We start from the raw sequence: 18,182 nt of genomic DNA, 5'->3' as shown, positions 1-18,182 counted from the left end.
TCAAGCAGGAATATATTCGGGGCTGCTCATCGGCGTTGCCAGCCTTGTTCGCTTTACCTGATCAAGTTACCAAAGATAGCAGCTTAAGAAAGCTAATGGCGACAAAATCAGCTTGTTTAGGTTACGAAACCATTCAATCAGTAAGTTATCAAAAAAAGAGCCACATCTTTTGTCCCGATTCCAACCCTCACTCCAAGGTAGGGGTCTATGAAGCACCAACGTTGTTATGCTGGATGAAAATGCTTTAGTCGAAGGATGCCGTCGGCAGGATCGGATTGTGCAGCGACAGCTCTATGAGCGGTTTGCCGGGCGTCTCTTTGTCGTTTGCAAACGCTATATAAAGGAGCCCGACGAAGCTGAAGATGTGCTGCAGGACGCCTTCGTCAAGATCTTTCGACACATTGATTCATTCCGGTTCGAATGTCCGCTGGAAGCCTGGCTTAAACGAATTGTCATTAATACCGCTCTTAAACATATCCGAAAAGAAAAACCCTGGGACAATACTGCCGATGTACAGGAACTGGCCCCCGTACTGCCCCAGGCTGATGAAAGTTTACCCACACTGAATTACCAGTACCTGCTGAATCTTGTCCAGGAACTGCCGGCTGGTTGCCGGACGGTTTTCAATCTGTATGCCATTGAAGGATACAGTCACCCGGAAATTGCCCGGATGATCGACATAGCAGAAGGTACGTCAAAATCGCAGTATGCACGGGCGCGCACCATACTGCAACAGAAGTTATTGAACGAACAACGATACGGCCTACCGCCAGTACAAAATGAATGAATCTGACAAAAATCCGGACGAATTCTGGCGCAGCATTTTCAATGATGCCGCAGAAACGCCCCCGCCCCGGGTTTGGGACGCCATTGAGCGTCGGCTGGACGAACCAGACGAAGCTGTTATAGTACCCCTGTGGAGTACCGGCATCTTCTCGAAGCGCCCGGTTTCGTGGGGAATGGGTGTGGCCGCCACAGTAGCGCTGCTGCTGGCTGGCTGGTGGGTAAGCCAGCCAGCCGAAAATAACCAGCCGGTTGCCGCTCACCAGAAAAAACTGTTTATGCCGGAGTCACACCAGCAGGATGCCGTAGCGCAGAACCAGGCTTACCGCCGGAGTTCATCTCGCTCGTTATCAGTCGGTCCTGGTGAGCAACGGGAAAGTAATGAAACGGGTAATGCTGATGTGACGTCTGCTCTCTCGCCAACAGAAACCAGTACGTTATCAGGTCGCCAGCTTAAAGCCATACATCCAGGGCAGGCAACCAACCGGCTTGCCCAGCAAACGCGGCCTGCTTCGGCGCACGCAAGGGCATTTGATGGGGTATCTCTGCAAAAACTACCTGATCGTCAGTCTAGTAGCCAGATAGCTATGACTCTACCCACTGAACCAGCAGTAGCGCAGTCTTTTGCGGCCAGAACCTCTCCGGAAGCACCGGTAATGGCCCAGAATCAGTCGGCGTTTCAGATACAGAAGATTGATACGCGTCCCATGAAGCTACGCAGTGCCGGGCCGATTCGCCGAATTGTCTGGGTACGTCCGTACGAAGCCCCTCAGGAACCTCTTCTAGCCAAATCCAAACGGGCTTCCCGCGAGCATTGGGTATCGCTCAACGTAATGCCGAGCTCATTCAATCCGGCCGTCTCGGTGCAGGCTTCGCAGCCAGCCCTGGCCAGTGCCTATGGATTCCGTATTGCCAGTGCAAGTCAGCCACCCGTGAAAAACCAGGCGGATTTGTCAGTTGCCTACCAGGCTAGTGCCGGTTTGCAGCTCAATGATCACTGGTCTGTTGAATCAGGAGTTGGTTATCTGGCCGGGCACGCTACGGTCGACAGCCCGTCTCAGCCTTACCCGGCCTCGATGCTGTCGCTGGGGGGAACGACCATGCCAGTCAATACGCTGTACACCGAAGTACTCCGGCAAAGCGTTCAGCGTAACACGGTCGCAGCGGCAGACATGGCCAATAATTGGGCAGCATCCAGCACGTATAACTCGCTGTATGCCTACGATCCACAGACTCGCCAGACGTTAACAAACGATTATCAGTTTGTTCAGGTACCAGTTCAGGTCGGTTATCAGCTGCGGCCCCGCAAACGGCTCGGCCTGGCTTTGTTAGGAGGAGTTCTGACAAATATTTTCCTCCGCAATACGGTCGAAAATCAATTGGTTGTCAAACCTGAGGACGGTATTTACCAGCCCGTAACGCTGGCAGCCGCCATGGGTGCCCGGTTCCAGTATCGTTCCTCGCAGCGCTGGTCAGCTTCGCTGGCCGGTATGTATCAGCCAACCCTTGGTTCGGCTACGAAATCAGGTTCTAACGTACAAAGCCACCCGACAACAACCGGTATGAGCTTTGGTGTGGACTATCATTTCTAAGGGTATGAAACTATTGGCGATGACCCTGTTGATCGGTCTGCTGATTGATCGCTGTACGGAATCGGGATCCGAAGTAGTCTCTCCCGATACGGTACTTATTCGAACGGGTACTTCCTTTGGCATGTGTGTCGGCTATTGTCAGTATGAATACGTCCTTCAGGGAACGACCGTAACCCTGACGCAGCGTACTAACGGAGATCCCCGTCAGCATCCAGCAAAAACCTGTCAGTTTACGCTGAATGCTGGCGTACAGAATCAGCTATTGACGCTGATTAACTTCCGGCGATTCAGTCAGCAGCCAACCACTATAGGCTGCCCAGACTGCGCCGACGGTGGGGCAGAGTACATTGAACTGCAGGTCGGAGAGGAAAAGCATCGGGTCACGTTTGACTACGGTAGGACGATTCCCGGTTTTGAGCCCCTGGTCGATTTACTGCGTCAGCAACGAACGCAGTTTAAAAGCTGCAATTAAGCTGTAACTCAGGTTTTTTCTCCCAAATTTTATGAAACCTACTCCATTTTTATCTTTAACAGGACTTATCGCCGTTTTTTTTCTGATGGCCGGAAGTTGTTCAAAACCAGCAGTCACGCCATCAGACACTGACTCAAGTGCTACGGGCGCCCTGCGGGTATCGGCCTCGTTTGCCGCCCAAACAAGCCAGTTTGCGTTTGATCTGGCCCACCAGGTAGCCAAAGAAGAAGGTCAGGCAAAAAACTTCTTTGTATCCCCTCTCAGCCTTCATATTGCGCTGGGAATGCTGTTGAATGGCGCCGATGGACAAACGGCTCAGGAGATTCAGAAAACGCTGAAACTGGATGCCCAGACACTAGCCGAAGCCAATCAGACGTACCGCAACCTGACCGATAACCTACCTGCCGTCGACCCAGGTGTTACGTTCAAACTGGCAAATTCGGTCTGGAGTCGTACTACCTTTCCCGTCGAGACTTCCTTCTTGAGCATCTTGAAACAAACGTTCGATGCAGAAGCCTCGACGCAGGACTTCAATGATCCTGCAACGGTAGGTAAGATCAACGTCTGGGCCAGTGAGCATACCAATGGACGTATTCCGAAAGTGCTGGATCAGATTCAGCCGGATAACGTTATGTTTCTACTGAACGCACTTTATTTCAAAGGAAACTGGAAAGCCCAGTTCAATCCGGAGCAGACGGTTACGCTGCCATTTACGCTGGCATCCGGCAGCCAGGTGAACGTACCGATGATGCGGCTGGATGGTAACTTCCGCCGGGCTTTCCAGCCAGGTTTCTCGGCTGTCGAACTACCGTACGGTGACGACAAATTCGCAATGACGGTACTTCTGCCCGCCGAGAATACTACCGCTGATGCCGTTCTGGCGAACCTCAACCAAACGAGCTGGACGGATTTGCAGCGTAACATGACCCTGAGTAAAATCGATTTTGGCTTACCAAGGTTTACACTAAACTATGCCATTAACCTGACTAGTGCTCTCAGTACGTTAGGGATGCCTACTGCTTTTACCAACAAGGCTAATTTTAGTAAAATCAACGCGAAGCAGGGACTACTGCTTAGCTTTGTTAAACAAAACACGTTTATCGCCGTCGACGAGAAGGGTACTGAAGCGGCAGCCGTAACAACGGGCGGCATGTCTACTACCTCGATTCAACTACCCACACTCTATAACCGACCCTTTGTGCTGGTTATTCACGAAAAAACCTCGGGGACGATTCTTTTTGTGGGTAAAATTGCCGATCCAACGAAAGTTAATTCATGAAAAACTGCCTGATTTTCTTTTTCTCCCTCTTTTTACTGACTCAATGCCGCAGTGGTGGACCAGAAATTGATCCAGAAATGGCCCGGCTACTGGGTGACTGGAAGCTCGCCGACTCAACGTTATCCGGCCCGGTTACCCTTGTAATCGCCCTGGATGCTGCTAACCCTCCCCACGACATAACACCGTTTCTGGTCAGCGGCAGGGGATTATTAAATGAATACAGTACCCGATTTTATGGCTCTATTGACGGTAAAATTTCCGCTGATACATTTACAAGTACGAGTATTAATGGAGCTTCAGAAACCGTACTAGCCGAAAAAACCTATTTCAGCCAACTGGTACGAATTGTGCGGTTCCAGCTGGTGAATGATACCGAACTAAAATTGTATTACGGCGGCCCTCAATCGGGTGTGTTGACTTTTACGAAAACGAATTAGTTATGAGAAGCAGATTATGGTGGGCTTATAGCTTCCTGTAATAACGATAATTCAGTGCTATCTTTTTGTGTGAGATGAATATTACCCGGCCGTAGTCAAGACAGCCGGGTAATTTTTTTGGCTGCTTCCAACCTTTGTTACATATTCCGAATCCTGTTAACTAAGCGATCATCAGATCAATTGGTATTTATTAATTGAGATAGCCACAAATTATTTTATAATTATTCCAACAACAAACATTACGTATCCTTTCAGTATAGGACACAGAATAAGATTGCGCTAACTTTTCATACATTCATAAGTTAAGCAGCTAAGTTTGTTGGCCACTAGAGTCTGGTAAAAGATTTGCTTATTGAATAATATATCGATTGCCGGAACTTGTTATTTTCTAATACACTGCAGATTATTTTGACCGTTGAATAAGACTAAAAAACAACTCGCTGTTTGTCAGGTAGTAATATACAACAAACAGTAAGTTTCTGCCGATACTGCGTGACTTGAATGAAAAATAACGTCGTAATATTTCAAGAAGCGCGGGTTTGACAGGTTAGCTTCAGCCTTCAAACTTGATGCAAACGGAGTAAAAAGGTACGGAATTTCTTGAGAGAGTTAAACCTGAATCCAACATCCATCAGCCTAACCGTTAGGTAACTACACACACAAAAGACTTTTGAAGAGACGACAACAGCTATGAAAAGGTATATTACGCTTATTACAGGAATTGTATTATTTACAGCCTGCTACTTTCACAACCGGCGGCAGCAGCAGTATATAGCCACACAGCAGACTTCTCTTAAACCTACCTATGCTACTTCACCACTAGTCATCCCAAAAGAGACAAAAAATACGTTAGCATTTCGGTTGATTAATCCTTCCTGAACATAAAAAAACCCCTTCCAAAATTGGAAGGGGTTTTTTTATGTTCAGGAAGGCAATTAAGCCATTGCGAATTTGCTCTGATTGCGCTTGCGCTCATTCTCGTCCAGATAGATTTTACGAATACGCATCGACTTAGGTGTTACTTCGAGGTATTCATCTTTCTGGATATACTCCATCGATTCTTCCAGCGACAACGAGATTTTTGGCGCAATTTTCACGTTCGTGTCCGAACCGGAAGCCCGCATGTTCGTCAGCTGTTTCGCCGTCTGCACGTTCACTACGATATCGTTCTGGCGGTTGTGCTCGCCGATTACCATACCCGTGTATACTTCGTCACCTGGCTCAACAAAGAACGAACCACGATCCTGCAATTTATCGATCGAGTAAGCCGTAGCAGCACCACTCGTCATCGAAATCAGCGAGCCATTGATCCGCTCAGGGATCGGTCCTTTGTAAGGTTGATACTCTTTGAACCGGTGGCTCATAACCGCTTCACCGAAAGTAGCCGTCAGTACATTCGACCGCAGACCAATCAGACCACGTGATGGAATCTCGAACTCAAGGTGTTGTAAATCGCCTTTTGGCTCCATGATCAGCAGTTCACCTTTCCGCTGGGTTGCCAGTTCGATAACCTTACCAGCGGTTTCTTCCGGTACGTCAACAACCAGCGTTTCAACCGGCTCCAGACGGTTACCATCTTCATCCTGCTTGTACAACACTTGAGGCTGACCAACCTGCAGCTCATATCCTTCGCGACGCATCGTTTCGATCAGAACCGACAAGTGAAGAATACCCCGGCCGTAGACAAGAAAGCGGTCTTCGCTGTCGGTCGTTTCTACGCGCAGAGCCAGGTTTTTTTCGATCTCTTTGTAAAGCCGGTCACGCAGGTGACGCGACGTCACGAACTTACCTTCTTTGCCGAAGAAAGGTGAGTTATTGATCGTGAACAGCATGTTCATCGTTGGCTCATCGACAGCGATGCGTTCGAGCGCTTCTGGATTTTCGGCGTCAGTCAGCGTATCACCAATTTCGAAATCTTCCAGACCCGTTACAGCACAGATATCACCGCACTGCACTTCGGACACCTTCTGTTTACCCAGACCTTCAAAGATCTGAAGTTCTTTAATTTTTACTTTCTTGACCGAACCGTCTGATTTTACCAGCGCCATATTAGCACCTTCTTTCAGCGTTCCCCGGTGCACGCGACCAATGGCGATCCGACCAACGAATGCCGAGAAATCGAGCGACGTGATCTGCATTTGGGGCAGACCTTCGTTGACAGGTGCAGCCGGAATGGTAGCGACAATCGTATCAAGCAGATACGTAATATCGTCAGTTGGGTTTTTCCAGTCTGGACCCATCCAGCCCTGTTTCGACGAACCATAGACCGTTGGGAAGTCCAGCTGATCTTCGGTAGCACCCAGGTTGAACATCAGGTCGAAGACTTCTTCGTGAACTTCGTCCGGGCGGCAGTTTTCTTTATCGACTTTGTTGACGATAACGATAGGTTTCAGGCCCAGTTGCAGCGCTTTACTCAACACAAAGCGCGTCTGCGGCATGGCACCTTCGAAGGCATCGACCAGCAGGCAAACGCCGTCGGCCATTTTAAGAACCCGTTCAACCTCACCGCCGAAATCACTGTGGCCCGGTGTATCGATGATATTGATTTTTACATCTTTGTACCGAACGGATACGTTTTTAGATACGATGGTGATACCCCGTTCCCGCTCTAGATCGTTGTTATCCAGAATCAGATCGCCGAATTCCTGGTTGTCCCGGAAGAGCTTCGATGCATGGATAATCTTATCAACCAGGGTAGTTTTGCCGTGGTCAACGTGGGCGATAATTGCTATGTTGCGAATTGATTGCATACAATCTTTAAACTGTGCTTACTCTATGTCTGATAACTTAAATGTCACTTTTCCGCTAATCAGACCAATGAGTTAATCAGCGAAAACGTTCCAGCCTGTTAAGTTGGGTTGGAATTCGCCCGCAAAGGTACGGAATTTTACGCTGAAACACAGAATTTTACAAGTAATAGTCATAAAAAAAGCCCCTGTTCCGGAGCTTTTCATTCGTTATTCTTTATTTAGAACTATTCCTTTAATGATTTGGACAACCGCAAGGATTTTTCTTCCGAAATAACCCTGTGTTGAACAAACCACCCCGTTTAGGTTTATATCCTTTTCGTTTTCGACCAATCGCCGTTTCTTTACTAACGGTAGTACGTTCTGCGGCCATCGTCGTCAGGGGTACGTCAACCAGCATCAGCGATGCAACAAGTAGGAGTAGGGCGTTCGTCTTTTTCATAATTGAGCTGCATTTTCATAAGTAACGCTAAATCAGGACTGTTCGTCCTAATTTCACATTAATTTTTCGTCTGTGGCTACCGATTCTGACTTCTTGTTTGTGTACGGTACGCTGGGTCCATCATTTACGAACCCACATGCGACGTTACTGCATCAAAACAGCCAATACGTCGGACCCGGAACGCTGGCTGGTTTACTGGCCGATCTAGGTAACTATCCTGGCGTCATCCACGATAGTAGCGCAATAACGGTTGTTCATGGTTTCATATACAATATTGGTACCAGAAAAACGGAGTTACTGAAAACGCTGGATGAGTACGAAGGGATCGGGCCCGATTTTCCGGAACCACAGGAATACGTCCGCACAATCGTCCCAATAAGTAACGACGGTACACTAATTCCCTGCTGGACGTATCTATACAATCTGAGTATTCATACCCAATTACTCATTAACTCTGGCGACTATGCCTTGTTTCTGAGCGATCAACAACAAAAAAGCCGACTCAGGTGAGCCGGCTTTCGATAGATCAATTAACTATTCTTATCTGGGACCACGCGAACGGCCTGAGCTACCCCGGTAGCCACCGTTGCCAGAACGGGCATTTGGTATCGAAGGACGAACGTAGCTGCGTTGAGGGACTACGTAGGTCCGACGTTGCACGACAACGGGTGGGCGTCTGTAGTAGCCTCCACCGTAGTAACCGCCATAGGGCCGGTATCCATAGTTGTAGTAAGGACGCGCACCGTAATTACCTGTTCTACCATTCACGTAGGTGGGTCCACAGCTGGCTAGCGATATTACCATTAATATGGCGGCCAGAAAGGGAATTATTCGTGTCGCTTTCATAGTCGTTTAGTATTTGCTTTTTTAATTAGACAAGCGAATAACCAAAAGGTTTAGTCCACCAATAAAAACAAATCCCACGGCTTTTTGGTGCCGTGGGATTTGTGTATGAACGAGTACACTTATGCCTTCAGTCTGTCCTTTAGGTAATTTAACGACAGTTTGTAGGCATCGGCTGCGGCTTCTTTGTCGTAAATTGGGTTGCTCGGATTCGCAAATGCGTGGTCAGCATCGTACATTTTGATCGTAACGGTTTCGCCCGCTTTGTGCATGTTTCCTTCGAACTCCTTCACCATGTCAGTCGAAATGCCTTTGTCGCGACTACCAAAAATACCCAGTACGTCAGTATTCAGCGTTTTCAATTTGTCCACATCCTGCTCGGGCCGTCCGTAATACATGACGCAACCTTTCGCCTTTTTGCCTTCCAGCAGGGCAGACTGGAGCGACAACATTCCACCAAAGCACCAGCCTACACTGGCAATCTCGGCACTAGGACCTGCGTAGCCGATAGCTCCTTTCATGATGCTGGTCAGGCGGTTCTTATCGGCGCCCTGCATCAGCTTTCCGGCTTCGGCCCGTTCGGTAGCCACTTTACCATCATACATGTCAACCGCCAGGACGTTCACATCTTTCAGATCGTTATAATAGGCTTCCGCCTGTTGTTTGACGTAGTCATTCAGCCCCCACCACTCCTGATAAACGAGGAGCCACTTATCTGATTTCTTTTTCGATTTCAGCAGAAACCCCTGCGCAGGTTTACCATCTGGAGCCGAAAAATTAACCATCTCACCCGCGCCTTTGTACGTAAAAGCGACTGGATTAGCGTGTAGTTTCTGAAACGCTTCGTCAGCCGCCATCGCCGACATATCGTTACCTGCCGTATGGCAAACGGGAATGGTGCTGGTTTCTTCCGGTTTTGGGGTCAACCAGGAAAACATTGACATAAAGAAGGAGAGACCAGTAATAAAAACGATTTTCATGAGTAGAGAACGGATTAATCAGTGAACTGTAGCGAGTAACTTGCTGATGAAGCTAAAGGTTAGACTTGTTGCTTATTTCTGTGTAACCAACACATTATCAAGCTTTGGTCAATTCAAAGATGGTAATTTCAGGTAGAATTCCAACGCGACCCGGATAGCCAATGTACCCGTAACCCCGGTTCACGTACAATCGCTGATCCCCTTCCTGATACAGACCTGCCCATTGCTTATAAAAATACTGCGCCGGACTCCAGCGAACATCGCCTATTTCGACGCCGAACTGCGCGCCGTGCGTATGACCGCTGAACGTTACGTCAATATCAGAATACTGCGGACGTACCTGGGCATCCCAGTGGGTAGGGTCGTGGGAGAGTAGCAGTTTTACGGGGTAGTCCTGCGTTCCTTCATAGGCTTTGGCCAGGTTACCAGCCCGAAGCGCAGCGGGGCCGAAACCAAGATTCTGCACGCCAATCAGCGCTATTTTATCGCCGTTCTGCTCCAGAATTTTGTTTTCGTCGAGCATGATATTCCAGCCCATCTGCTTATGAGCCGCAATCACGTTGAGTACGTTCTGGCGCTCGGCCTGCGGACTAGACCACTGCACGTATTTACCATAATCGTGGTTACCCAGCGTAGAGTAAACACCCAGGGGCGCTTTCACCTTGTCGAAAATGGTAATAAACTCGTTCACTTCCTCGGCGTGGCTGTTTACCAGATCGCCCGTAAAAAACACCATATCCGGCTTCTGACCCAGCAGCATTTCAACACCCCCTTTCACGGCTGTTCGGTTGAAAAAGCTACCCGAGTGAATATCCGAAATCTGAGCGATGGTCATGCCGTCGAAACCAGAAGGCAGATTTTTCAGTGGTAGTTTGATCCGGCGAATGCGGTAGTCATGCGCCCCGGAAACAATTCCCCACGTAAAGCCAACCAACGGAATAGCGCTGGTTATGAGCGCCGTCTTCATCAGAAAATCAGAACGCGAGATCGTGTCACTCGGCACCGTGGTGGTGGTTGGAGTTGCCTCCCGGGAATTATTAACAACGGCTTCCCCGACTTCGGGTTTATAAAACAGCGAAACAAGCCACTTAAAAAACCGGCCGATATCATCAATGAAAATGATCAGAACGGCGAAGATTTTGGAAAAGTAAGGGATCGCGATCGTAGCCCATAGGAACGTCCGGGTGTTCTTACCGATTGAATCAGGTGGCAGGTACTGCATCGCTACGTACAGCAGCAGCGCAAATACAGTGAATCCCCAATAGATAAAGGTGATAGACCGTTGGGTTGTTTCACTAGTCGATCGCATCAGGGTCCGAACGGCCTGCCATACGTACCAGTCAATCAGTAGCATAAAGGCAGGCAGAGCAAAGAAAAACGCAGTACGGTTCATTGAAATAAGAGGATAAATAGTAAACCTTTTTGACTAACTGGTCATCATCGTCTTTAGTTTTTTCAGGTTCGCTGACGATCAATCTTTCTTTGGGAAAATAAGGAATAGGAGGGAGTCAAAGACAGCTATCTGTTTGTTTTCACTACCTATAAAATCGCCCGAATCACGGCAGTAATTCGGGCGATTTTATCCTGGTCGTTGCTACACGAGTTCTTCTTCGCGTTTTGATTGATTCCGCATTTCCAGCGCGGGGTCTTTCTTGCCGAACCACTTCATCCGGACGCGTTCGTTGATCCAGTACAGACAGGGCACGATTACCAGCGTCAGCACGGTTGAGAAGGTTAGCCCGAAGATGATTGTCCAGGCCAGAATATTCCAGAACACGGCCGAATCACCACCGATGACGAGGTGCGGGTCGAAGTCGCGGAACAGGCTGACGAAATCGATCGTCAGGCCGAACGCCAGCGGAATCAGGCCCAGCACGGCGGCCGACGCAGTGAGCAATACCGGCGTCAGACGAATGCCGCCCGCGTCGATGATCGCTTCCCGCAGGGGAACACCCCGCCCACGCAGTTCCTCAATAAATTCAATGAGCAGAATCCCGTTCTTCACCACAATACCGGCTAGGGCAATGATACCCACGCCCGACATGATAACCGAGAACGTTTTACCCGCAATAACGAAGCCCAGCAGCACGCCAATCAGCGAGAGGGCGATGGTGACGAAGATAATCAGCGGCTTCACTACCGAGTTGAACTGCGTCGCCAAGATCAGATAAATCAGTAGGATAGCGATCCCAAAGGCCGAAATCAGGAAGTTCATCGACTCCTGCTGGTCTTCCTGTTCACCACCCATCTTGATTGTATAACCATTCGGCACGTCCATGTCGTTGACGACCTGCTGAATCTGACCGACAATCTGATTGGCATTATAGCCCGGCACTACGTCCGAACTGAGCGTAACCAGCCGCTGCTGATTCTTGCGGTTGATCTGGCTGAACGTAGTCGAGTAGCTGATGTTGGCCACCGACGTAACGGGCACCTGCCGCAGTTGTCCACCCGAGGCCATATCGCGGTATACGACGTTCAGGCTCAGCAGCCGCTCGATCTGACTCCGATCGTCGGGGCGCAGCCGGACCATAATTGGGTATTCGTCTTTGGCATCGCGGAATTTGGAGATTTCCGTACCAAAAAGGGCCGTCCGAATGGCCAGTGCCACTTGTCCTGACGAGATACCTTCGCGCTCAGCTTTGTCGCGGTCGATGTCGATGACGATTTCAGGTTTGTTGGTAATCAAGTCCGTTTTCAGTTGGTCAATTCCTGTAATACCCGCCTGCTGAATTCGCTGACGCACCTGTTTCTCAATGTCACTGAGCGTTTTGAAATCGTCGCCCGCGATCTCGATGGCGATGGGCTTACCCGTTGGTGGGCCGTTGGACTCACGCTCGACCGAGATTTCACTACCCGGCAAGCCCTTCATTGCCGTCCTGACCTTTGCCAGAATCGTATCCGTTGGAATGCCTTCGCGCTCCTCGTTACCCTTAAACGCAATTGTCACCTTCGATTTCTGGGGCGTAGCCGACCGGTCGGGGTTCGTAGGGTCACCGGCATTTTTACCGACGTTCGAGATCACCGAGTTAACGATGTGGTCAGCCTTGTTATCTTTCAGCACTTTGAAAATTCGCTTCTCGATCACTTTCGTTACCGAGTCGGTCACGCGGGCGTCGGTACCCACCGGCATTACGTTGTAGACGTAAATGTAGTCGGGCTCACCGCTGGGGAAGAAAACGACGTTTGGCGACGCAATACCCGTTATGATGAACGTAGCAATCAGCAGGGCGAACGCGCCCGCTACGACCCATACCGAACGCCAGCCCGTCAGAACCCACGAGATCAGACGCCGGTAGTTATTCTTCAGGGCTGGTAGCAACCGTTCCTGAAACGGCAGAATCATCTTCGGCGTCAGCACATAGTGGTTGAAGACGTACAGCAGCAGAAACAGCACGAACAGATTACCGATACCCCGGTCGATAACGTAGCCAATGCCCGCCAATACCGTCAGAATAATCAGCGGCCGTTTGATCTCGTCGAAACCCGGATTGGCATCTTCCTTGTGCTCTTCATCGTGCCGCTGCATGAACGTAACAGCAAAGACAGGGTTGATGACGTAAGCCACGAACAGCGACGCGAACAGGGTCAAAATCAGCGTCAGGGGCAGAAACTTCATGAATTCCCCCACGATCCCCGGCCAGAAAAGCAGCGGAAAAAACGGCGCGATCGTCGTCAGCGTACCCGTAAGTACTGGCACGAATACCTCACCCGCTGCCGCTTTTACGGCCTGCCGGATGTTCCAGTCCCGGTTTTCGTTGAAGAGCCGGTGCGAGTTTTCGATAACCACAATGGCATCATCGACCACCAGCCCCAAACCGAGCAGAAAGGCGAACAGTACGATGGTGTTCAGCGTGAAGGCTGTACCGACCGCTGGTCCAATTACGGGCATCAGTACGAACGCGACCAGCGCCGACAGCGGAACTGACAAGCCGATGAAAATGGCGTCGCGCACGCCCATGAAGAACATCAGAATCAGCACGACGAAAATGAAACCGAGCACGACGGTATTGATCAGGTCGTTAACGTTTTCGCGGGTCGGCTCCGACGAATCGGCCGTAATTTTGATGTCCAGCCCCTGTGGGAATCGCGTCTCCTTGTACTCGTCAATCGTCTTCTCGATGTTATCAGCCGCCGACAGCAGGTTGGCCCCCGCCCGCTTGATGACGTTCAGCGTAACGACCGATTTGTTGTTCAGCCGGGCAAAATCCTGCTGCTCCTCGAAGCTGTCCTGTACCTGCGCAATGTCGCCGAGCCGGACCGTTGCGCCCGTAGCCGTGCGAATTTGCAGGTTTTCGATCTGCGCGACATCGGTAAATTCACCTTTCACACGCACCGTCCGCCGAACCCCGTCGACGTTCAGTTCACCTCCCGATACGTTGACGTTCTCGCCCTGTACGGCCTGCTGAATGTCGGTAAATGCCAAGCCAGCCGACTGCATCCGGGGTAGGTCGACGTTGATCTGGATTTCGCGCGTCAGCGCACCCACGATGTCCACACGCCGGATTTCGGGCATGGCTTCGATAGCATCCTGCAAATCTTCGGCGTACTCTTTAAGTTGCTTGAGCGAGAAGTTACCGGCCATGTTGATGTTCATGATCGGAAACTCCGAGAAGTTAACGTCCTGCGCCGTCGGACCCGCGTCGAGTTTTTGCGGCAGGTCGGGTTTGGCTTTATCGATGGCGTCGCGGACCCGTTGCAGGGCTTCAGCCGTCTGCACGTCGGGGTTGAATTCAACCAGGATAACGGATACGTCCTGCAACGCATTCGACTTAATACGTTTAACGCCCGAGATAGACTTTAACTGCTTCTCGATCTGCTTGTTAATCGTATTCTCGATGTCGGCTGGGGCCGTGCCCACGTACACCGTGTTAATGTACACCTGCGGGACCTTAATGTCCGGAAATTGCTCCTTGGGCAGGTTGTTGTACACGAACAGGCCGCCAAGCGTAATCAGGAACGTGAAGATGTAAATCGCCGTCCTGTTCTCGACGCACCAGTTTGTGAAGCCGAGGGTTTTGTACTGTTCAAATTTCATTTTAGGGAAGTTTTGGTTTACGTAGCGACCGGTACGTGCGTTAGAAACTAATCGGCTGCCCATCCACTAAATCCTGGTAACCCGTCGTCACCAGTTGATCGCCGGCTTTCAAACCCGACATGATGGCAATCTGCCCACCGTACGACGGTCCCGTTTTTACGGTCCGGGCTTTCGCGATCTTTTTACCACCTTCGGTTTCGGCAACGTAAACCAGTTGCCCATTTTCGGTGCTCTGAATCAGGTTCTGGTTGATAACAATAGCGTTGGCCTGCGTCTGATCGTTGATTTTTACCTGCGCCAGCATATTCGGTTTCAGGCTATTGTCAGCCGGCAGGGGGGCTTCGATGGTAAACGTCCGGCTCAATGGATCAACCGTCGTGGAGACAAACGAAATAGTCGAGTTCAGATTCCGGTTCAGATCCGGCAGCCGCACAACGATTGGAGCGCCTTTCTGCACGCTGCCCGAGTACGTATCGGCCACCTTGGCGACGACCTTTAACTGCGACAGGTTTACAACCCGAACCAGGCTCATGCCCGGAGCCGCCGACTGCCCAATTTTCACCGTGACCTGATCGACTACTCCCGAAATGGGGGCCGTCACGACCGACTGACCAATCTGCGCATTGAGCGTCGACAGCCGCCGTTCGAGGGCTTCTTTATTGTTTTTGGCCTGGAGGTATTGAATCTCAGTGCCGATCTGCTGTTTCCAGAGAGCCGCCTGCTTCTCAAACACTGTATTAGCCAGTGATAACTGTGTTTTCAACTCGGCCTGCGATTCGCGTAGTAACTGATCATCGACCTTGGCAATAGCCTGACCGGCCCGCACGTTATCACCTTCCTTAACGTATACCGCCGTAACGACTCCGCCCGACTTCGGCGATACCTGCACGTTATTTTTGGCGTCGATGGTGCCCTGCAACTCGACAAAATGCTTGAACGTAGTAGCCGAAATTGGCGACACGGTTACGTCCTTTACCCGGCTTTCGGTAGCTTTCTTGGGGTCGAGCCGGGCCACTTCCGATTCCAGTTCCTTAATCTTTTTCGTCAGTTCCGATTGCTGCGTTTTCAATTCTGCTAACTCAGCTTGCTTGCCCTGAAGATCGCCTTTCGATTCTTTTTTCTCCGACGAGCAACTTATCAACAAGCTCGTAATCAGTATAACAGCGTAATAAGTTTTCATTCGTTTTTTCAAATTTCAGGGTTGTTATAATCCAATGTAAAGTCGGCCAAGTGCTCTATCCTGATCGACCTTCGCGATCAGGAAATCATACAGCGATGCGAAGTAATTCGTCTGCGCTTCCCGAAGCGATGCTTCTGCGTTCAGCACTTCGATGCTTGAGCCAACCCCTTCTTTATACTTAATGCGCGTTACCCGCACGATTTCCTGCGCCAGATCGCGGTTACGCTGCTGGGTTTCCAGGGTTTGCAGGCCGTTGTTGAGCGTAATGCTGGCCTGCCGGATTTGCAGATCAATAGAATTACGCAGCAATTCACCACTGTTCTGGGCTTTCTGAAGCGTTACGCGCTTCTGGGCAATCTGGTACCGTTTCTGAAAACCGTCGAAGATGGGTACCTGTAGACTCAAACCGACCGTAGCGAAGTTGAGCCAGGGGGCTGTAACAAGTTGACCAATCGCGTTGCGACCGCTGTTATATCCGTAGTTGGCGAAGCCCGCCAGCGTTGGGAAGTAACCTTTCTGTGTCAGTTCGATATCCTGCTCAGCCAGTTTGATCTGCGTTTCCAGCGTGGAATAATCAATTCGGCTACTGTACCTAAACGTTGGGTCAGAAGAGATCAGCGGGCGCAGATCGTCTACCGAACGATCCTGTAACTGCTCAGCCAGCGTGATTTCATCGTTGACGCCCATACCCATCTGAAACTTGAGTAGTGTATAGCTCAGTTCGATCAGGTTCTGCACGTTCTGCCGCTCGGCGCGCAGGTTGTTGGCCTGCACATCCAGCCGCTGCACATCCAGCTTTTCCACGAACCCTTGCTGGTTGAGCGCCTGCGTTTCGTTCAGGAGCGTGTCTAGCCGGCCGATGTTGTAATCAAGCAGTTTCGCGCGCTCCAGTGACACCAGCACGCTGTAATACGCCTTGGCTACCTGCTCGGCAACGGTGACCTTACTACCCTGTAGATTCCGCTGAGCCAATTCACGGTAGGTAGCGGCTGCCCGCAAACCAACGTTCAGACTCGGGCTGTAGATAACCTGGTTCAGGTTTATTGTCGCGTTACCGGAGTATTTCACCCCGAATTGCACGGGTACGGCTGGCGCATCAGGCGATGCATTCGGGTCGAAGAAGTTGGCGGGTAAAAAGGCCCGCTGAATAATCAGGTTGTCGGTCAGCGATGCGCTACCCGCTATCTGCGGCAGCGCCGACGCTTTCACCTCTTTAATTCGCCCCTCGGCGCTGACACCGTCGAGCACACTATTTTTTACGTTGATATTCTGCCGGAGAGCAAAATCAATTGCTTGCTGCAACGTAAACGACTGACCATTTCCCGAGCCACCCGAGGGGCGCAAACCCGTTGGTGACGGTCCCAGACCCGAATTGAAAGTCGAGATAACGTTAGGCTGTAGATTGACCGGTCCATTGGCTCCATCAAGCGAAGGGGTTCCAGCCGATGGATTTGCGCCGGGCTGACCCGGTACGGCCACTCCGGTACCGGGTGTTACGCCGGGCTGCGCAATTATAGCGCCTGTAGCGGCTGGCTGTTGGGCGCCCGGCTGCTGTCCGCTGGCAGCCGCCCCGGTTGGTTGCTGCCCAACGGAGGGCTGCGTAGCTACCTGTGCCATCGACGCTGGCAGTAGCCACCCCGTCAACAGCCAGAGCATTGCTACTCGCACTGTACTATTTATGTTCATACGCAATCAGGTTGTATTGGTTTAATCATTCTTGTACTCGTTATAAATGGCAAATCCTTTTTCTGTCAGCATACCCCGAACAAAGTGATGCGTCAGATCTCGCTGAATGTCCAGCCGGCTTCCTTCGTCGAACGATGTAAAATCCGTGCTCAGGGCTAGCTCGATCTGTTCGACACGTATTCGGGCCATCACCCGCGGATTAATATCGTCCCTGTATATACCGTCTCTTTTTCCCCGTAAAATATTGTTGACAACCTGCTTCATAATGTGATTATCTACGTGCTGGCGAATCAACTGATACGCCCGGGAGTAGTATCGCTGAACATCAGTAAACAGACAGGGGTTGACGTGTTCCTGCTTCTTGCAGATCATTTGGAGCATACCCATCATTTCTTCAATGGGGTTCAGCGTAACATCGGCAATGCAGTTCAACTCCGCGACATCGGCGTCCACTTTTGATTGCATAATCTGACAAAGGATATCTTCTTTATCATCGAAATGCTGATAGATCGTCTTTTTCGATATACCAAGCTGGCGGGCGATGTCCTCCATCGTTACTGACCGTACACCGTGCTGCCAGAACAGACGCTCCGCTTCCGCCCATATCTTTTCTTTCATACCGGTTTCCATATTTCAGAGACCGAACCCAGGAAACTTTGCAAAAGTTCGGAGTTTCCTGGCCATTATTTTCGATTAAATGATA

At 50.4% G+C, this 18,182-nt stretch carries 14 protein-coding genes; 6 read left to right on the top strand and 8 right to left on the bottom strand.

Annotated features, from left to right (window positions below; genetic code table 11):
• Nucleotides 1–226: 226 nt before the first annotated feature.
• From HU175_RS03290 to HU175_RS03270, 5 genes are read left to right on the top strand one after another with little or no spacing between them, the layout of a single operon-like run.
• Nucleotides 227–787, top strand: coding sequence for an RNA polymerase sigma factor (locus tag HU175_RS03290; RefSeq protein ID WP_176565223.1), 561 nt, complete (start codon nt 227–229; stop codon nt 785–787).
• Nucleotides 780–2,375 carry an anti-sigma factor gene (locus HU175_RS03285; protein WP_176565222.1) on the top strand — a complete coding sequence of 532 codons (1,596 nt, stop codon included), beginning with the start codon at nt 780–782 and terminating at the stop codon, nt 2,373–2,375. Before HU175_RS03290 ends, HU175_RS03285 begins: the two co-directional genes overlap by 8 nt.
• 4 nt (nt 2,376–2,379) lie before the next feature.
• The gene (locus HU175_RS03280) at nt 2,380–2,847 is read left to right on the top strand and encodes a hypothetical protein (protein ID WP_176565221.1); all 468 of its coding nucleotides are present in this window, start codon (nt 2,380–2,382) and stop codon (nt 2,845–2,847) included.
• A gap of 31 nt (nt 2,848–2,878) precedes the next feature.
• Entirely contained in the window at nt 2,879–4,126 is a 1,248-nt protein-coding gene (locus HU175_RS03275) for a serpin family protein (protein ID WP_176565220.1), read from the top strand.
• Nucleotides 4,123–4,563 (top strand): hypothetical protein, encoded by a 441-nt coding sequence (locus HU175_RS03270; protein ID WP_176565219.1) that lies wholly within the window; start codon nt 4,123–4,125, stop codon nt 4,561–4,563. The genes HU175_RS03275 and HU175_RS03270 overlap by 4 nt, the downstream gene beginning before the upstream one ends.
• 935 nt (nt 4,564–5,498) lie before the next feature.
• Here HU175_RS03270 and typA read toward each other — a convergent pair.
• Both typA and HU175_RS03260 read right to left on the bottom strand, forming a co-directional pair.
• On the bottom strand, nt 5,499–7,313 hold the full coding sequence (gene typA / locus HU175_RS03265) for a translational GTPase TypA (protein ID WP_176565218.1): 1,815 nt from the start codon (nt 7,311–7,313) through the stop codon (nt 5,499–5,501).
• Between the two features lie 232 nt (nt 7,314–7,545).
• The gene (locus HU175_RS03260) at nt 7,546–7,752 is read right to left on the bottom strand and encodes a hypothetical protein (protein ID WP_176565217.1); all 207 of its coding nucleotides are present in this window, start codon (nt 7,750–7,752) and stop codon (nt 7,546–7,548) included.
• A gap of 72 nt (nt 7,753–7,824) precedes the next feature.
• On the opposite strand from HU175_RS03260, the gene HU175_RS03255 reads away from it, so the two are divergent.
• A complete protein-coding gene (locus HU175_RS03255) occupies nt 7,825–8,262 on the top strand; it encodes a gamma-glutamylcyclotransferase (protein WP_176565216.1) in 438 nt (145 codons plus the stop codon).
• 455 nt (nt 8,263–8,717) lie between these two features.
• Here the strand turns inward: HU175_RS03255 and HU175_RS03250 are convergent, their stop codons facing one another.
• From HU175_RS03250 to HU175_RS03225, 6 genes are all read right to left on the bottom strand, one after another.
• A complete protein-coding gene (locus HU175_RS03250) occupies nt 8,718–9,575 on the bottom strand; it encodes a dienelactone hydrolase family protein (protein ID WP_176565215.1) in 858 nt (285 codons plus the stop codon).
• A gap of 97 nt (nt 9,576–9,672) precedes the next feature.
• The gene (locus HU175_RS03245) at nt 9,673–10,968 is read right to left on the bottom strand and encodes a metallophosphoesterase (protein ID WP_176565214.1); all 1,296 of its coding nucleotides are present in this window, start codon (nt 10,966–10,968) and stop codon (nt 9,673–9,675) included.
• Between the two features lie 201 nt (nt 10,969–11,169).
• On the bottom strand, nt 11,170–14,613 hold the full coding sequence (locus HU175_RS03240; protein ID WP_176565213.1) for an efflux RND transporter permease subunit: 3,444 nt from the start codon (nt 14,611–14,613) through the stop codon (nt 11,170–11,172).
• 40 nt (nt 14,614–14,653) lie between these two features.
• Nucleotides 14,654–15,793, bottom strand: coding sequence for an efflux RND transporter periplasmic adaptor subunit (locus HU175_RS03235; RefSeq protein ID WP_176565212.1), 1,140 nt, complete (start codon nt 15,791–15,793; stop codon nt 14,654–14,656).
• Between the two features lie 24 nt (nt 15,794–15,817).
• Nucleotides 15,818–17,479, bottom strand: coding sequence for a TolC family protein (locus tag HU175_RS03230; protein ID WP_176565211.1), 1,662 nt, complete (start codon nt 17,477–17,479; stop codon nt 15,818–15,820).
• A 21-nt stretch (nt 17,480–17,500) separates the two neighbouring features.
• Nucleotides 17,501–18,097, bottom strand: coding sequence for a TetR/AcrR family transcriptional regulator (locus tag HU175_RS03225; RefSeq protein WP_176565210.1), 597 nt, complete (start codon nt 18,095–18,097; stop codon nt 17,501–17,503).
• Between the last annotated feature and the right edge of the window lie 85 nt (nt 18,098–18,182).

This window comes from Spirosoma sp. KUDC1026 (genome assembly GCF_013375035.1).
Lineage (GTDB): Bacteria > Bacteroidota > Bacteroidia > Cytophagales > Spirosomataceae > Spirosoma.
Note: the sequence above shows the minus strand (reverse complement) of the source record. Positions and strands in the feature narration are given on the sequence as shown.